The 17,455-nt window shown below is 38.8% G+C and carries 11 protein-coding genes, 3 tRNA genes, 4 rRNA genes and 1 pseudogene; 6 read left to right on the plus strand and 13 right to left on the minus strand.

The window, feature by feature from the left end:
- Nucleotides 1-198 precede the first annotated feature (198 nt).
- The 7 genes from CF386_RS03055 to CF386_RS03085 form a co-directional block, all read right to left on the minus strand.
- Nucleotides 199-274 (minus strand) — tRNA-Val (locus tag CF386_RS03055).
- Between the two features lie 26 nt (nt 275-300).
- Nucleotides 301-376: transfer RNA gene (locus tag CF386_RS03060), tRNA-Lys, on the minus strand.
- Between the two features lie 4 nt (nt 377-380).
- Nucleotides 381-456 (minus strand) — tRNA-Glu (locus CF386_RS03065).
- An 88-nt stretch (nt 457-544) separates the two neighbouring features.
- Nucleotides 545-2,086, minus strand: a 16S ribosomal RNA gene (locus CF386_RS03070).
- 224 nt (nt 2,087-2,310) lie between these two features.
- Nucleotides 2,311-2,426 (minus strand): 5S ribosomal RNA (gene rrf / locus CF386_RS03075).
- A gap of 91 nt (nt 2,427-2,517) precedes the next feature.
- Nucleotides 2,518-5,409 (minus strand): 23S ribosomal RNA (locus CF386_RS03080).
- A 216-nt stretch (nt 5,410-5,625) separates the two neighbouring features.
- A 16S ribosomal RNA gene (locus CF386_RS03085) occupies nt 5,626-7,167 on the minus strand.
- The 16S, 23S and 5S rRNA genes sit together here with 3 tRNA genes alongside, the layout of an rRNA operon.
- Nucleotides 7,168-7,446: 279 nt before the next feature.
- Between CF386_RS03085 and CF386_RS03090 the strand changes: the two genes are divergently transcribed.
- Nucleotides 7,447-7,905 (plus strand): gamma carbonic anhydrase family protein, encoded by a 459-nt coding sequence (locus tag CF386_RS03090; RefSeq protein ID WP_404824949.1) that lies wholly within the window; start codon nt 7,447-7,449, stop codon nt 7,903-7,905.
- 45 nt (nt 7,906-7,950) lie between these two features.
- Here CF386_RS03090 and aroE read toward each other — a convergent pair whose 3' ends face one another.
- The 6 genes from aroE to CF386_RS03120 all read right to left on the minus strand — a co-directional run bounded on the left by aroE (nt 7,951) and on the right by CF386_RS03120 (nt 11,391).
- Complete coding sequence (aroE, locus tag CF386_RS03095) at nt 7,951-8,799, minus strand: shikimate dehydrogenase (RefSeq protein WP_089073001.1); 849 nt, start codon at nt 8,797-8,799, stop codon at nt 7,951-7,953.
- Nucleotides 8,800-8,805: 6 nt separating this feature from the next.
- Nucleotides 8,806-9,717, minus strand: a complete 912-nt coding sequence (hemF, locus tag CF386_RS03100; RefSeq protein WP_089073002.1) for an oxygen-dependent coproporphyrinogen oxidase — start codon at nt 9,715-9,717, stop codon at nt 8,806-8,808.
- A gap of 15 nt (nt 9,718-9,732) precedes the next feature.
- Entirely contained in the window at nt 9,733-10,164 is a 432-nt protein-coding gene (locus CF386_RS03105; RefSeq protein WP_158522284.1) for a Sua5/YciO/YrdC/YwlC family protein, read from the minus strand.
- Nucleotides 10,155-10,289 carry a Sua5/YciO/YrdC/YwlC family protein gene (locus CF386_RS13300; protein WP_089073004.1) on the minus strand — a complete coding sequence of 45 codons (135 nt, stop codon included), beginning with the start codon at nt 10,287-10,289 and terminating at the stop codon, nt 10,155-10,157. The genes CF386_RS03105 and CF386_RS13300 overlap by 10 nt, the downstream gene beginning before the upstream one ends.
- 57 nt (nt 10,290-10,346) lie before the next feature.
- Nucleotides 10,347-10,847, minus strand: a complete 501-nt coding sequence (purE, locus tag CF386_RS03115; protein WP_089073005.1) for a 5-(carboxyamino)imidazole ribonucleotide mutase — start codon at nt 10,845-10,847, stop codon at nt 10,347-10,349.
- Between the two features lie 70 nt (nt 10,848-10,917).
- Nucleotides 10,918-11,391, minus strand: a complete 474-nt coding sequence (locus CF386_RS03120; protein ID WP_089073006.1) for a DUF494 family protein — start codon at nt 11,389-11,391, stop codon at nt 10,918-10,920.
- A gap of 330 nt (nt 11,392-11,721) precedes the next feature.
- Here CF386_RS03120 and def point away from each other — a divergent pair, with 330 nt between their 5' ends.
- The 5 genes and pseudogenes from def (at nt 11,722) to CF386_RS03145 (ending at nt 17,353) form a co-directional block, all read left to right on the plus strand.
- Nucleotides 11,722-12,237 (plus strand): peptide deformylase, encoded by a 516-nt coding sequence (gene def, locus CF386_RS03125; RefSeq protein WP_089073007.1) that lies wholly within the window; start codon nt 11,722-11,724, stop codon nt 12,235-12,237.
- Between the two features lie 88 nt (nt 12,238-12,325).
- A complete protein-coding gene (gene fmt / locus CF386_RS03130; protein ID WP_089073008.1) occupies nt 12,326-13,267 on the plus strand; it encodes a methionyl-tRNA formyltransferase in 942 nt (313 codons plus the stop codon).
- Nucleotides 13,268-13,276: 9 nt separating this feature from the next.
- Complete coding sequence (gene rsmB, locus CF386_RS03135; RefSeq protein WP_089073009.1) at nt 13,277-14,536, plus strand: 16S rRNA (cytosine(967)-C(5))-methyltransferase RsmB; 1,260 nt, start codon at nt 13,277-13,279, stop codon at nt 14,534-14,536.
- Nucleotides 14,497-15,909 carry a Trk system potassium transporter TrkA gene (trkA, locus tag CF386_RS03140; protein ID WP_264080478.1) on the plus strand — a complete coding sequence of 471 codons (1,413 nt, stop codon included), beginning with the start codon at nt 14,497-14,499 and terminating at the stop codon, nt 15,907-15,909. Before rsmB ends, trkA begins: the two co-directional genes overlap by 40 nt.
- Nucleotides 15,909-17,353, plus strand: a pseudogene (locus tag CF386_RS03145) (TrkH family potassium uptake protein). The gene trkA and the pseudogene CF386_RS03145 overlap by 1 nt, the downstream one beginning before the upstream one ends.
- Nucleotides 17,354-17,455: the final 102 nt, after the last annotated feature.

Raw genomic sequence — 17,455 nt, forward strand, 5'->3', positions numbered from 1 at the left:
CTCACGTATGTCTAAACAACCAAGGTTCTTTGTTTCGCCGGATCTTAAAAATACAAGACACTTGATGTGTTTTGCTTTTTGAGAACTCTTCTAACTTTCGTTAGAATTATTTTACTAGTCAGCTTTCCAAATTGTTAAAGAGCTATGGTTTTCAAAAAAACCAATTTCTAAAATGTCTCAATCAAACATCTTAGGAATTGGTGGGCGATACCGGGCTCGAACCAGTGACCCCCTCCTTGTAAGGGAGGTGCTCTCCCAACTGAGCTAATCGCCCACTTAAAAAACCATTAAATTAAATAATGGTGGGTCGTGCAGGATTCGAACCTGCGACCAATTGATTAAAAGTCAACTGCTCTACCAACTGAGCTAACGACCCTAAGTGGCGTCCCGTAGGGGAGTCGAACCCCTGTTACCGCCGTGAAAGGGCGGTGTCCTAGGCCTCTAGACGAACGGGACTTGGGTTTCAAGATTAACTATCTTGAAAATCTCTTTAATATTTAACTAAATAATCTGTGTGGACACTACATCAATATAATCTTTAAGGTAAGGAGGTGATCCAGCCCCAGGTTCCCCTAGGGCTACCTTGTTACGACTTCACCCCAGTCATGAACCACACCGTGGTAAACGCCCTCCCGAAGGTTAAGCTATCTACTTCTGGTGCAGCCCACTCCCATGGTGTGACGGGCGGTGTGTACAAGGCCCGGGAACGTATTCACCGTGGCATTCTGATCCACGATTACTAGCGATTCCGACTTCATGGAGTCGAGTTGCAGACTCCAATCCGGACTACGACATACTTTATGGGATTCGCTCACTCTCGCGAGTTGGCAGCCCTCTGTATATGCCATTGTAGCACGTGTGTAGCCCTACTCGTAAGGGCCATGATGACTTGACGTCGTCCCCACCTTCCTCCGGTTTATCACCGGCAGTCTCCCTGGAGTTCCCACCCGAAGTGCTGGCAAACAAGGATAAGGGTTGCGCTCGTTGCGGGACTTAACCCAACATTTCACAACACGAGCTGACGACAGCCATGCAGCACCTGTCTCAGAGTTCCCGAAGGCACCCTTCTATCTCTAAAAGGTTCTCTGGATGTCAAGAGTAGGTAAGGTTCTTCGCGTTGCATCGAATTAAACCACATGCTCCACCGCTTGTGCGGGCCCCCGTCAATTCATTTGAGTTTTAATCTTGCGACCGTACTCCCCAGGCGGTCTACTTAACGCGTTAGCTCCGAAAGCCACGATTCAAGATCACAACCTTCAAGTAGACATCGTTTACGGCGTGGACTACCAGGGTATCTAATCCTGTTTGCTCCCCACGCTTTCGCATCTGAGCGTCAGTCTTTGTCCAGGGGGCCGCCTTCGCCACCGGTATTCCTTCAGATCTCTACGCATTTCACCGCTACACCTGAAATTCTACCCCCCTCTACAAGACTCTAGTTTACCAGTTCCAAATGCAATTCCCAGGTTAAGCCCGGGGCTTTCACATCTGGCTTAATAAACCGCCTGCATGCGCTTTACGCCCAGTAATTCCGATTAACGCTCGCACCCTCCGTATTACCGCGGCTGCTGGCACGGAGTTAGCCGGTGCTTCTTCTGTTGCTAACGTCAAATGATAACGCTATTAACGCTACCACCTTCCTCACAACTGAAAGTACTTTACAACCCGAAGGCCTTCTTCATACACGCGGCATGGCTGCATCAGGGTTTCCCCCATTGTGCAATATTCCCCACTGCTGCCTCCCGTAGGAGTCTGGACCGTGTCTCAGTTCCAGTGTGGCTGATCATCCTCTCAAACCAGCTAGGGATCGTCGCCTTGGTGAGCCCTTACCTCACCAACTAGCTAATCCCACCTGGGCTAATCCTAATGCGAGAGGCCCGAAGGTCCCCCCCTTTGCTCCGTAGAGATTATGCGGTATTAGCCATCGTTTCCAATGGTTATCCCCCACATTAGGGCATATTCCCAGGCATTACTCACCCGTCCGCCGCTCGTCAGCAGGAGAGCAAGCTCTCCCCTGTTACCGCTCGACTTGCATGTGTTAGGCCTGCCGCCAGCGTTCAATCTGAGCCATGATCAAACTCTTCAATTAAAGTTTTGGCTCAATGAATTCTGATTAATAAATTGACTGTGATGAATATCTCTATTCATTTCGGTCACTCAGCTCATTGATAATTCTTTTTTAATGACTATCATTCACGAGTGCCCACACAGATTATCTAGTTATATTTTTAAAGAACATTTAAAAGATATTTATTTTATCCTTTTTTTAATTAAAGTCAATTAAAATTAACAACAATAATTAAAAAAAGGAAAGCTTGGCGATGACCTACTCTCACATGGGGAATCCCCACACTACCATTGGCGCAATTACGTTTCACTTCTGAGTTCGGCATGGGATCAGGTGGTGCCATAATGCTATGGTCGCCAAGCAAAATTTGTTTACAATTCGAAAAGCTGACTCTGCAATACACATCAAGATCTTTATATCTTTAAAATCCTGCAAAACCCCTTGGGTGTTGTATGGTTAAGTCTCACGGGCAATTAGTACAAGTTAGCTCAACGCCTCACAACGCTTACACACCTTGCCTATCTACGTCGTAGTCTCCAACAACCCTTTAGGATACTTATAGTATCAGGGATGACTCATCTCAGGGCTCGCTTCCCGCTTAGATGCTTTCAGCGGTTATCGATTCCGAACTTAGCTACCGGGCAATGCTACTGGCGTAACAACCCGAACACCAGAGGTTCGTCCACTCCGGTCCTCTCGTACTAGGAGCAGCCCCCTTCAATCATCCAACGCCCACGGCAGATAGGGACCGAACTGTCTCACGACGTTCTAAACCCAGCTCGCGTACCACTTTAAATGGCGAACAGCCATACCCTTGGGACCGACTTCAGCCCCAGGATGTGATGAGCCGACATCGAGGTGCCAAACACCGCCGTCGATATGAACTCTTGGGCGGTATCAGCCTGTTATCCCCGGAGTACCTTTTATCCGTTGAGCGATGGCCCTTCCATTCAGAACCACCGGATCACTATGACCTGCTTTCGCACCTGCTCGAACCGTCATTCTCGCAGTCAAGCGGGCTTATGCCATTGCACTAACCTCACGATGTCCGACCGTGATTAGCCCACCTTCGTACTCCTCCGTTACTCTTTGGGAGGAGACCGCCCCAGTCAAACTACCCACCAGGCACTGTCCTCACCCCAGATTATGGGGCTAAGTTAGAACATCAAACATACAAGGGTGGTATTTCAAGGTTGGCTCCACGATAACTGGCGTCACCGTTTCAAAGCCTCCCACCTATCCTACACATGTAGGCTCAATGTTCAGTGCCAAGCTGTAGTAAAGGTTCACGGGGTCTTTCCGTCTAGCCGCGGGTACACAGCATCTTCACTGCGATTTCAATTTCACTGAGTCTCGGGTGGAGACAGCGTGGCCATCATTACGCCATTCGTGCAGGTCGGAACTTACCCGACAAGGAATTTCGCTACCTTAGGACCGTTATAGTTACGGCCGCCGTTTACCGGGGCTTCGATCAAGAGCTTCGTCCGAAAACTAACCCCATCAATTAACCTTCCGGCACCGGGCAGGCGTCACACCGTATACGTCATCTTTCGATTTTGCACAGTGCTGTGTTTTTAATAAACAGTTGCAGCCACCTGGTATCTGCGACTCTCAACAGCTCCAAGAGCAAGTCTCTTCACCGTCAAGAGCGTACCTTCTCCCGAAGTTACGGTACCATTTTGCCTAGTTCCTTCACCCGAGTTCTCTCAAGCGCCTTGGTATTCTCTACCCGACCACCTGTGTCGGTTTGGGGTACGATTTCTTATAATCTGAAGCTTAGAGGCTTTTCCTGGAAGTATGGCATCAATAACTTCACTGCCGTAGCAGCTCGACATCAAGTCTCAGCCTAACAATGACCCGGATTTACCTAAGTCATTAGCCTACACTCTTGAACCTGGACAACCGTCGCCAGGCCTACCTAGCCTTCTCCGTCCCCCCATCGCAATTATAAAAAGTACGGGAATATTAACCCGTTTCCCATCGACTACGCCTTTCGGCCTCGCCTTAGGGGTCGACTTACCCTGCCCCGATTAACGTTGGACAGGAACCCTTGGTCTTCCGGCGAGGAAGTTTTTCACTCCCTTTATCGTTACTCATGTCAACATTCGCACTTCTGATACCTCCAGCAGACTTTACAATCCACCTTCAACGGCTTACAGAACGCTCCCCTACCCAGCAATGCTAATGCATGCTGCCGCAGCTTCGGTGTATAGCTTAGCCCCGTTAAATCTTCCGCGCAGGCCGACTCGACCAGTGAGCTATTACGCTTTCTTTAAATGATGGCTGCTTCTAAGCCAACATCCTGGCTGTCTAAGCCTTCCCACATCGTTTCCCACTTAGCTATAACTTTGGGACCTTAGCTGGCGGTCTGGGTTGTTTCCCTCTCCACGACGGACGTTAGCACCCGCCGTGTGTCTCCCGGATAGTACTTACTGGTATTCGGAGTTTGCAAAGGGTTGGTAAGTCGGGATGACCCCCTAGCCTTAACAGTGCTCTACCCCCAGTAGTATTCGTCCGAGGCGCTACCTAAATAGCTTTCGGGGAGAACCAGCTATCTCCAGGTTTGATTGGCCTTTCACCCCTAGCCACAAGTCATCCGCTAATTTTTCAACATTAGTCGGTTCGGTCCTCCAGTAAGTGTTACCTCACCTTCAACCTGCCCATGGCTAGATCACCTGGTTTCGGGTCTAATCCTAGCAACTATTCGCCCAGTTAAGACTCGGTTTCCCTACGGCTCCCCTATTCGGTTAACCTTGCTACTAAAATTAAGTCGTTGACCCATTATACAAAAGGTACGCAGTCACCCCACGAAGGGGCTCCCACTGCTTGTACGTACACGGTTTCAGGTTCTATTTCACTCCCCTCACAGGGGTTCTTTTCGCCTTTCCCTCACGGTACTGGTTCACTATCGGTCAGTCAGGAGTATTTAGCCTTGGAGGATGGTCCCCCCATATTCAGACAAGATGTCACGTGTCCCGTCCTACTCGATTTCATTATCATTGCGCCTTCAGCTACGGGGCTATCACCCTGTACCGCAGAATTTTCCAAAACTTTCGCCTAGCACAATGAAAACTTAAGGGCTGGTCCGGTTTCGCTCGCCGCTACTACCGGAATCTCGGTTGATTTCTTTTCCTCGGGGTACTTAGATGTTTCAGTTCCCCCGGTTCGCCTCCTAAACCTATGTATTCAGTTTAGGATAACTGCTTATGCAGTTGGGTTTCCCCATTCGGAAATCGTAGACTCAAGTGGCTCTTACTGCCTTATCTACGCTTATCGCAAGTTAGTACGTCCTTCATCGCCTCTGACTGCCAAGGCATCCACCGTGTACGCTTAGTCACTTAACCATACAACCCCAAAGGGTCTCACGTATGTCTAAACAACCAAGGTTCTTTGTTTCGCCGGATCTTAAAAATACAAGACACTTGATGTGTTTTGCTTTTTGAGAACTCTTCTAACTCTCGTTAGAATTATTTTACTAGTCAGCTTTCCAAATTGTTAAAGAGCATCTTTAAAATAACCAAATAATCTGTGTGGACACTGCATCAATATAGTCTTTAAGGTAAGGAGGTGATCCAGCCCCAGGTTCCCCTAGGGCTACCTTGTTACGACTTCACCCCAGTCATGAACCACACCGTGGTAAACGCCCTCCCGAAGGTTAAGCTATCTACTTCTGGTGCAGCCCACTCCCATGGTGTGACGGGCGGTGTGTACAAGGCCCGGGAACGTATTCACCGTGGCATTCTGATCCACGATTACTAGCGATTCCGACTTCATGGAGTCGAGTTGCAGACTCCAATCCGGACTACGACATACTTTATGGGATTCGCTCACTCTCGCGAGTTGGCAGCCCTCTGTATATGCCATTGTAGCACGTGTGTAGCCCTACTCGTAAGGGCCATGATGACTTGACGTCGTCCCCACCTTCCTCCGGTTTATCACCGGCAGTCTCCCTGGAGTTCCCACCCGAAGTGCTGGCAAACAAGGATAAGGGTTGCGCTCGTTGCGGGACTTAACCCAACATTTCACAACACGAGCTGACGACAGCCATGCAGCACCTGTCTCAGAGTTCCCGAAGGCACCCTTCTATCTCTAAAAGGTTCTCTGGATGTCAAGAGTAGGTAAGGTTCTTCGCGTTGCATCGAATTAAACCACATGCTCCACCGCTTGTGCGGGCCCCCGTCAATTCATTTGAGTTTTAATCTTGCGACCGTACTCCCCAGGCGGTCTACTTAACGCGTTAGCTCCGAAAGCCACGATTCAAGATCACAACCTTCAAGTAGACATCGTTTACGGCGTGGACTACCAGGGTATCTAATCCTGTTTGCTCCCCACGCTTTCGCATCTGAGCGTCAGTCTTTGTCCAGGGGGCCGCCTTCGCCACCGGTATTCCTTCAGATCTCTACGCATTTCACCGCTACACCTGAAATTCTACCCCCCTCTACAAGACTCTAGTTTACCAGTTCCAAATGCAATTCCCAGGTTAAGCCCGGGGCTTTCACATCTGGCTTAATAAACCGCCTGCATGCGCTTTACGCCCAGTAATTCCGATTAACGCTCGCACCCTCCGTATTACCGCGGCTGCTGGCACGGAGTTAGCCGGTGCTTCTTCTGTTGCTAACGTCAAATGATAACGCTATTAACGCTACCACCTTCCTCACAACTGAAAGTACTTTACAACCCGAAGGCCTTCTTCATACACGCGGCATGGCTGCATCAGGGTTTCCCCCATTGTGCAATATTCCCCACTGCTGCCTCCCGTAGGAGTCTGGACCGTGTCTCAGTTCCAGTGTGGCTGATCATCCTCTCAAACCAGCTAGGGATCGTCGCCTTGGTGAGCCCTTACCTCACCAACTAGCTAATCCCACCTGGGCTAATCCTAATGCGAGAGGCCCGAAGGTCCCCCCCTTTGCTCCGTAGAGATTATGCGGTATTAGCCATCGTTTCCAATGGTTATCCCCCACATTAGGGCATATTCCCAGGCATTACTCACCCGTCCGCCGCTCGTCAGCAAGAGAGCAAGCTCTCCCCTGTTACCGCTCGACTTGCATGTGTTAGGCCTGCCGCCAGCGTTCAATCTGAGCCATGATCAAACTCTTCAATTAAAGTTTTGGCTCAATGAATTCTGATTAATAAATTGACTGTGATGAATATCTCTATTCATTTCGGTCACTCAGCTCATTGATAATTCTTTTTTAATGACTATCATTCACGAGTGCCCACACAGATTATCTGGTTATATTTTTAAAGAACTTACTAAAAAATTTTCTTTATTATCTCTTAGTGGAAGTGCATTATAGAGACTAATAGAATTATAGCAAGCACTTATTTTATTTTTTTTTTAACTGTTGTTTTATTAAGCTAAACAAATTAAAAAGGCACTTATGAACACTAATATTAGAAAATATAAAGATTACAACCCTTTGATAAATCACACTAGTTATATAGACCAATCATCAGTCGTAATAGGACAAGTAATTATTCATGAAAATTGTAGTATTTGGCCAAATGTTACGATTCGAGGGGATGTCAATAAAATTGAAATTAAGAAAAACTCCAACATTCAAGATAATTCAGTTATCCATGTAACAAGAAAATCTCCAGATAATCCAGAAGGAATTAATACTCATATTGGAGAAAATGTGACTATTGGACACAATTGTACTATTCATGGAAGTCAAATATCTCACAATGTATTAATTGGGATGAGCTCGGTACTATTAGATAATTGTATCATTAAAAAAGATGTTATAATCGGAGCTGGTAGCCTTATAAGCCAAAACTTTGTAGCTGAATCCGGTTGGTTATATTACGGGAGACCTGTAAAAAAATACGAAAGCTAACGATTAAGGAAATAAATCTAATCCAAGAATCAGCTAAAAATTACGTCAAATTAAAAAATGACTATATGACTTAAATATTCGAAAATGATCAAAAATTGCTTTGGTATTAGGAGTTTGATTAAACCATAATTGGAAGCTTAATGCTGCTTGCTCCACAAGCATCCCAAAACCATTGTAGTTTTCACAAGCTTTCATTTGTTCACTCCAGCAAATAAAGTCTGATTTTTTTTCATTATAGTTTAAATCATAACCAGTAAAATTTTTTGTAAATTTTAAGCTTGATGACAAAATAAAATTATCTTGTGAGAAGGTTGCCGATGTCCCGTTAATGACAATATCAGAATTTACAACTTGTAAATTGTTCAAGGATAAACTTTCTACCTCACCATAGGGCGTAAACTCTTTAGCAAGTTCACGGGCCTTATGCTCTGTTCTATTCACAATAGAAATTTTTTTAACGCCTTGCATCAACAAAGGAAAAATAATACCTCTTGAAGCTCCACCAGATCCAACTAAGAGAATATTTTTATTCGTTAACTCTATATGCTTATTAATTAAATCATTTGTCAAACCAAAACCGTCAGTATTATCACCCAATAATCGACCACAATTAAGCTTTTTTATTGTATTAACAGATTTTGCAATTTGAGCTCTTTCAGTTAACTCATCAACAAACTCAAAAGCTTTAACTTTAAAAGGTGCGGTAATATTACAACCATGAAGTCTATTTGTTTTAAATAAATAAAGTAACTCCTGATTAAAAGAATCGATTTGTAATTTAATAGGCTTATACGAAAGATTTAAATTAAATTGTTTTGCAAACAGCGAATGAATAGTCGGTGAAAGACTGTGCTCTACAGGATTACCGATTACAGCATATTTAAGTTCTTGCATAGAAGTTCACACCCACTTTCTTGGTTTTAAATATTGTATTAATTCTTCTTCTCTACTGCCCCTTGGAGCATCATATTTATAATGCCAAGTCACATCTGGTGGCATCGAAGCCAGAACATTTTCAATATTTGTATTATCTTTTGCTTGAAGCCCAAACCTCGTTCCTCTATCATAAAGAAGGTTAAACTCAACATACCTTCCCCTTCTATATAATTGAAAATCTTTTTCTTTTTCTGTAAAGGTAAGATTTTTTCTTTTATCAACAATTGGAAAATAACCCTCTTGAAAACCCATTCCCACTGCTTTAACATATTCAAAAGATTTATTAAAACCTAAGTGATTAAAATCATCAAAAAATAAACCACCTATCCCTCTTGTTTCATTTCTATGAGGCAAATAAAAATAATCATCACAGTTTTGTTTGTGTTTTTCATATAAGTTGTCATTAAATGGTACGCATAAGTTTTTAGCAGTCTTATGCCAATGAACACAATCTTCTTTGAAAGGATAACATGGTGTTAAATCAAATCCTCCTCCGAACCACCATACAGGTTTTTTTGATTGATAATTCGATATAAAAAAACGCAGATTTGCATGGACTGTTGGTACAAATGGATTTTTAGGATGAAAAATCAAAGATAACCCCATTGCTTTATAGGGATAATTTTTCAAGTCTTTATTTTTAATCGATGCACTACTTCTGAGTTCGTTGCCTTTAACATGCGATATGTTTAAGGCAATTTTATCAAAGACAGCTCCTTTTTCTAGTATTAGGGCATTCCCAAAATTTTCACTGTCCCTTGACCATTTATTATTCTTAATGTCTACGCTATCTTCATGGTTTTGTATTTTTTCTAAGATCTCTGTTTGTAATAGTTCAAAATACTTAAAGACGTCAATAATTTCTTCACTATCCATGAAAGTCACCTTGGTTTATCTGATAATTTTTCCAGTTTTTAAGTCGGTTATCGTAGATGCATTTGCCATTTTTAAATTATTTTCATTAACAATAATTATATTTTTTTGCTTAAACTGACTTTGAACTTCTTCAATAGTTTCACAAGCAGGATATCCTGAAAGATTTGCGCTTGTAGAAATTAGAGGTTTTTGAATCAATTTACAAATATTTTGTATAAATGGGTGAGGTGATACTCTAATAGCAACTGTCTCTTTATAACCAGTAATTAGAGGGGAGATGTTTTTCTTAGCTGGAACAACCCATGAGAATGGACCTGGCCAAGATTTTTGCATTGTTTCCTCTTCTTTTTCATTGATCTTATCCCGATCAATAAAATCAAAAAAAGTTTCGTATTTATTCGCAACTAAAATTAATCCTTTGTATAAAGATCTTTGTTTTAAATCCAAGATAATTTTAGAGCTTTATCATTAGAAGGATCGCAGCCAATACCATATACTGTTTCTGTTGGATAAATTATAATGTTACCACTCTCTAAATGGTTTTTAATTTCTGTAATATCTGTTGATAACATATTAACTTAATTAAACCTAAATATATCGCTTTGTCCTAACGACAAAGCGATAATAGACTAAAGTTCAGATTGAATCTTTTTATCTTTAGCAATTATAGCTTCTGCATTATCAGCACGTTCTTGCTTCACTGCTTGAGCTAATTCCTTATTAGAAGTAGCCAAAATTTGTGTGGCTAAATAACCAGCATTTTTGGCGCCAGCTTTACCTATAGCAACTGTTGCAACTGGAACACCACCAGGCATCATGGATGTTGATAATAAAGCATCCATTCCTTGAAGCGGACCAGCATCAATTGGTACACCAATTACTGGTAATGTCGTAATACCTGCAACAGCACCAGCTAAGTGAGCAGCTAAACCAGCTGCACAAATAAAGACCGCACAGCCTCTTTGTTCTGCATCAGTCACATAATTATGTGTTGCAGTAGGTGTTCTATGAGCTGATGTTACTTTTACTTCAAACTTTACATCAAATTTTTTTAAAACTTCAATTGTATTCTTCATGATTGGTAAATCGGAATCCGATCCCATCAAAATGGCTACAAATGGTGTGTTCATTTCAAATCCTCATTAGATATATTACAAAAGAATTTATTATACCTAATTTAAGCAAAATATCATAGAAATATTAGTGAATATAGCCTTCTTCAATTTCATAGAGCAATTCTTCCATTTGCTGATAGGCCTTTTCTTTACCTGGTAGGTTAAATAAAACCATTAATATTAACCACTTAAGATCATCCAAAGAAAAGCTCTCAACCTCTAGTGCCATTACTCTGTCTAAAACCATTTCACGAACATCTGGCGTTAAAACTGAAATTTGCTCAAGAAATAATAAAAACCCCAAACAATGAGTATTTAAGCGATTTCTTTCTTCATCAGTATAGACCCTAAAAGCAGATGAATTATTTAAATCCTCATAGTTATTTAAATCAAAGTTTTGAAGATCAGCCAACTTTTCAAGCCATTTAAGAGCTTTATTTATGTCTTTTTGATTAAAACCAGCACGTTTTAATTCACCGGACAATTCTTTTTGATCTACTTTAAACTCAACTTCACTGTGAATGTAAGTTTCAAACAGATACATTAGTATATCCATCATAAAATACACCTCATATCTAATGACTTAATAAAATTAGATTCTTTTTATCACATTTTAAAAAAACACAATAAATAAAACTAATTAATAATTTTATAATGGAACATTTTTTTTATAAAGGTTAATTTTTTTTAAATTATGTGTCATGGTTTCAAGGATATATTTTAATTACGTTCAATCTAAATTATCAAATATAAGCTAGAAGTTTTTATTTAAAATAACTTAAATATTTTTAATAAAAATTAAAGCATAATTTATCCACTCTATATTTCATTGAATTTTTTCTATTCATAATTACAATAAACAAATATTTAACTAATAACTTAGAGAGTAATGACAATTTTAAAAGTACTGGAATTTCCAGATGATAGACTTAGAAAAGTAGCCAAACCGGTAGATGAGTTTAACCAAGAATTAAAAACTCTGATAAATGATATGCAAGAGACAATGTATCATGAAAACGGGATTGGTCTTGCAGCAACACAAATTGATAGACACATTCAATTGATCGTAATTGATATTTCTGAAGAAAAAAATAGTCCTATGGTCTTGATTAACCCAAAAATAATTTCTTCAAGTGGCGAAACTGGCATTGAGGAGGGATGTTTATCTGTTCCAAGTGTAAATGCTTTAGTAAAAAGGTATGAAAAAATTAATGTTCAATTCAAAAATGAAAAGTTTGAAGATGATCTTATAGCAGCTGATGATCTTTTAGCAATTTGCATTCAACATGAAATAGATCATCTTAATGGTAAGTTATTTATAGACCATCTGTCACCATTAAAGAGAAATCGCTTAAAAAAGAAGTTAGAAAAAATAAAAAAACAACAAACTAACTCAGCAAGTTAAAGATAAAAGTACTTTGTATAATTTAAAAGATTGCCATAAAACTTTTTTTAAAAGCATAAATTGCCAATCAAATTAGGTCGTAATTTACATGAAAGATAAAAGAATTATTTTTGCAGGAACACCAGAAATATCAGCTCATCACTTAAAAGAACTTTTACAACAAAAATTTAATATAGTAGGAGTATATACTCAACCTGACAAGCCTAAAGGTAGAGGAAAAAAGCTATCTAAATCACCAGTAAAGCTACTTGCAGAAGAATACGACATCCCTTTGTTCCAACCCAACTCTCTGAAGGATATTGGGGTGCAAAATCAATTTTTAAACCTAAAAGCAGATTTGTTAATCGTCGTTGCTTATGGACAGATACTACCAAAAGCCATATTAGACGCACCGCATATTGCGTGTATCAATTTACATGTATCATTGTTACCTAAGTATAGAGGAGCTGCTCCAGTTGAAAGAGCTCTACTTCAGGGTGACTCTGAAACAGGTGTCACAATCATGAAAATGGATGAAGGTTTAGATACTGGAGATATTATTGCTCAAAAATCCATTCAAATTGTTCCACATGAAACAACTGACTCTTTATTTCAAAAAATTAATAGGTCTAGTCCCTCATTTTTAAGTGATAATGTTACTAAAATACTGCAGTCTAACTTTTATGCATATCCACAAAATAATGATTTAGCAAGTTATGCCCCCAAACTATCAAAAAATGATGCTAAAATATCTTGGGATATGACCGCAAAAAAAATAGAGCGATTATCGAGGGTATTCTGCTCAAATCCTAATTCTTTTTTTTCTTTAAATCATGAAAATATTAAAGTATCTAATATTGAAATCATTAACCAAAACTTTAATGATAAGCCCGGGACTGTTATAAAATGTGACAAAGATGGTCTAATTATACAAACATCTTCTGGTTGTGTACGTATTTTAAAAATTCAATTCCCTGGAAAAAAGTGGATTTCAGTTTCTGACTTAATCAATTCAAATAAGAATCCATTTATACAAAATATTATTTTATAAGGTATAAAAATGAATACAAGAGCAGTTGCAAGTCAAGTTATTTTCGATGTCATGGAACATAAAAAATCTCTCACTAATGTATTAAATATACATGCTCAAAAAGTGGCTCCTTCTGATCTCGGTTTACTGAAAGAGATATCTTATGGTCTTATTCGTACGTTCTCTTTTTATAATGATGTTGCTGATAAATTAATATCAAAAAAACCTAAAGGAAAATCTAAAATTATCTTTTATGTCATTCTTGTTGGATTATACCAACTAAATGAAACTAGAATACCCAACCACGCAGCAATCTCAGAGACAGTAAATGCAGCTAAAAGCCTTAAATTCGCTTCACTTAAAAACTTTGTCAATGCAATATTAAGAAGGTTTTCTAGAGAAAAAGAACAAATACTATCTTCTATGCAAACAAAATATTATAATCATCCCGCCTGGTTGACTGAAGCAATTAAAAAAGACTATATAAATTGGGAAGAAATTATTGATAATAATAATAATAAACCCCCTTTTTGGATCAGAATAAATACTGGAAAGATCGAGGTTGATTCATATCTTGATCTATTAGACACAAAAAAAATTCAATATTTAAGACATCCCAGCATAAAAACAGCGATTTTAATTCAAAATGCTGTCAAGGTTTCTGAACTCCCTTTATTTAATGACGGTTTTTGTTCAGTTCAAGATGCCGCAGCGCAGTTAGCTGCTAATTTATTAAATTTAAAGTCCAATGACCGAGTTCTTGACTGTTGTGCGGCTCCAGGTGGGAAAAGTGCTCATATTCTTGAATCTGTTTCTAATATCAATTTAACTTGTGTCGATAATGACTCCAAAAGAATTATAAAAATAAAAGAAAATTTTTCAAGAATTGGTGTAGATGCTAATATTATATGTGCTGACGTTGCTAATCTAGATAATGATGAATTGATAAACTCTAAATTTAATAAAATTTTAGCAGATGTTCCCTGTTCAGCTATTGGTGTTATTAGAAGACACCCAGACATTAAATGGTTAAGAAAAAAAGAAGATATCCCAAACCTAGTTCATACTCAAATGAAAATATTAAATAATGTTTGGTCACTTCTAGAAGATAACGGGTTATTGATTTATTCTACCTGCTCTATTTTAAAAGATGAAAATGAAGATCAAGTATCCAAATTTGTAGCGAAAAATAAAAATGCAAAATTAATACAAACCATTCAAATTTTGCCAGGCGAAGAACAAATGGACGGATTTTTCTATGCTGTTATCAAAAAAGAGCCCATAAAATGAAAATTATTATATTGGGTGCGGGTGAAGTTGGTAAAACTCTTGCAGATAGTCTTGTTCACGAAGATAATGACATTACAATCATAGATGTAAATCAAGACAAGTTAAAAGAACTTCACAATAAATATGACTTAAGAGTTCTCGAGGGTATAGCTTCACACCCTCAATTACTCAAAAGAGCTGGCGCTGATGATGCTGACATGATTATTGCTGTTACATCGTCAGATGAAACCAACATGCTAGCTTGTCAAATTGCTTTTTCTTTATTTAAAATACCCATTAAAATAGCCCGTATTCGCTCACCAGCATACCTCAGAAAAAAAGAAATCCTTTTTAATGATAACTCTATCCCGGTAGATCACCTTATTGCTCCTGAAAAATTGGTTATTGATATGCTCTCAAAATTAATCGAATACCCAGGTGCACTTCAAGTTATAGATTTCGCTGAAAAAAAAGTGAATTTGGTAGCTGTAAAGGCATATTATGGGGGACCATTAGTTGGTAATGCACTTTCACAACTTCGAGAACACATGCCTCACGTAGATACAAGAGTTGCGGCTATATTTAGAAGAGGCGAAGCAATTAGACCCCAAGGAACAACCATCATTGAAGCTGATGATGAAGTCTTCTTTATTGCTTCAAGTAACCATATTCGAACAGTAATGAGCGAGCTTCAAAAACTAGAAAAGCCATATAAAAATATAATGATTGTAGGTGGTGGTAACATTGGATCTGGCTTGGCTAGAATTCTTGAAAGCACTTACAATGTTAAATTAATTGAAAAGAATCCAAAACGCGCAGAGCTTTTATCAGAAGTACTATCCAATACAGTTGTTTTCTCAGGTGACGCATCAGATCAATCTTTGCTGAAAGAAGAACATATAGATCAAATTGATTTATATATTGCAGTGACCGATGATGATGAGGCAAATATCATGTCTGCTATGCTAGCAAAGAAACTTGGTGCAAAAAAAGTTATTGTTTTAATTCAAAGAGGCGCCTATGTTGATTTAGTTCAAGGGGGTACAATTGATATCGCTATTTCTCCGCAACAAGCAACGGTTTCTTCTTTATTAACCCATATAAGACGAGCTGATCTTGTAAGTGTTTCTTCCTTAAGAAGAGGAGCTGCAGAAGCTATTGAAGTAATTGCAAAAGGAAGCAAAAAAAATTCAAGAGTTATAGGAAAAACAATCAAAAGTCTAAAGCTTCCCCCTGGTGCAACCATCGGTGCAATTGTTAGGGAAAATGAAGTAATTATTGGCAACCAAGATATAATTATTGAAACTGATGACCATATTATTTTATTTTTAGTCGATAAAAAATATATTTCAGATGTGGAAAGCTTGTTTCAAAATAAAAGAGTTTTTTTATAATGATTAATTTTCGTCCAATTATTTTTTTTCTAGGCTTAGTTCTTTCAAAGTTAGCCTTATTTATGTACGCACCAGCTTTACTAGCATTCGTAACAGGTACTGAAGGCTTTATTGATTTTGGTTATGCGATAATACTAACTCATTTATTCGCTTTTGTATGTTTAACTGTGGGCAGAAAGAAAAACTTTAGTCTTAACGCCAGAGATATGTTCCTTATTACAACATTCGTATGGGCAATTTCGAGTATTTTTGCATCGCTCCCTTTTGTTTTTATCTCTCATATAAGCTTTACAGATGCATATTTCGAAACCATGTCTGGCATAACAACGACAGGTTCTACAGTACTTAGTCATATAGAAGAGCTTCCACCCAGTATACTTTTATGGCGTTCAACTCTTCAATGGCTAGGTGGAGTTGGGTTTATCGTGATGGCAGTTGCAATTTTACCCATACTCAATGTCGGAGGTATGAAACTTTTTCATACCGAATCCTCTGACTGGTCAGAAAAAAGCTCCCCAAGAACTAAAAGTATCGCAAAAAACATCATTCTAGTTTATTTATTATTAACCATATTATGTATTGTTGGTTATTTATTTACTGGTATGAATTTGTTCGATGCAATTAATTTAGCATTTACAACAATTTCAACTGGTGGTTATGCTACGAGCGATGCTTCAATGAATTTATTTACAAATGAAACGCAATGGGTTTGTATTTTATTTATGATACTTGGAGGATTACCCTTTTTATTACTTGTTCAGTCTATCAGAAATAGAAGCTTATCAACTCTTTTAAAAGACGCACAGGTTAGAGGTTTTTTATTTTAATTATTAGTTCAACTTTACTCATTACTTTATGGCTATATTTTAATCAAAATGTTGACTTAATTTCTGCAACAAGAGTCAGCCTTTTTAATATTGTATCTATAGTAACAACAACTGGGTATGGGTTAGATGATTTTACATCTTGGGGAACCTTCCCCGTTATAATTTTTGCATTTATTCTATCTGTTGGCGCTTGTTCAGGATCCACATCTGGTGGAATAAAAATATTTAGATTTCAAGTAGCCCTTTCGTTACTTAAAAAACAGTTTCTTCAACTAATTCACCCATCTGCAATTATTGTACAAAAATATAATCAAAGACCAGTAACTGAAGAAATTGTTCGTTCTGTTGTGGCCTTTGCAATAACATTTTTATTCACAGTGATTATAATTGCTGCCATATTGGGGTTTATTGGTTTAGATGGTACTACAAGTATTTCAGCTGCAATTACATCAGTTGCAAATGTAGGACCAGGTTTAGGTAATCTAATTGGTCCATCAGGAAATTTCGAAGCTTTACCCAATACAGCCAAATGGGTATTAAGTATTGGTATGTTAATGGGACGGTTAGAGATATTAACAGTTTTGGTAATTTTTATCCCTGCTTTTTGGAAAAGTTAAAACAATTTATCAGTTTAAAACTTATCCTAATTTAAACAAAAATTTATTATATTTAAGAAAAATTATTTCTAATAATTAGGGTATTTTTTAAATATAAAGATT

It is taken from the genome of Paraphotobacterium marinum (genome assembly GCF_002216855.1).
GTDB lineage: Bacteria > Pseudomonadota > Gammaproteobacteria > Enterobacterales > Vibrionaceae > Paraphotobacterium > Paraphotobacterium marinum.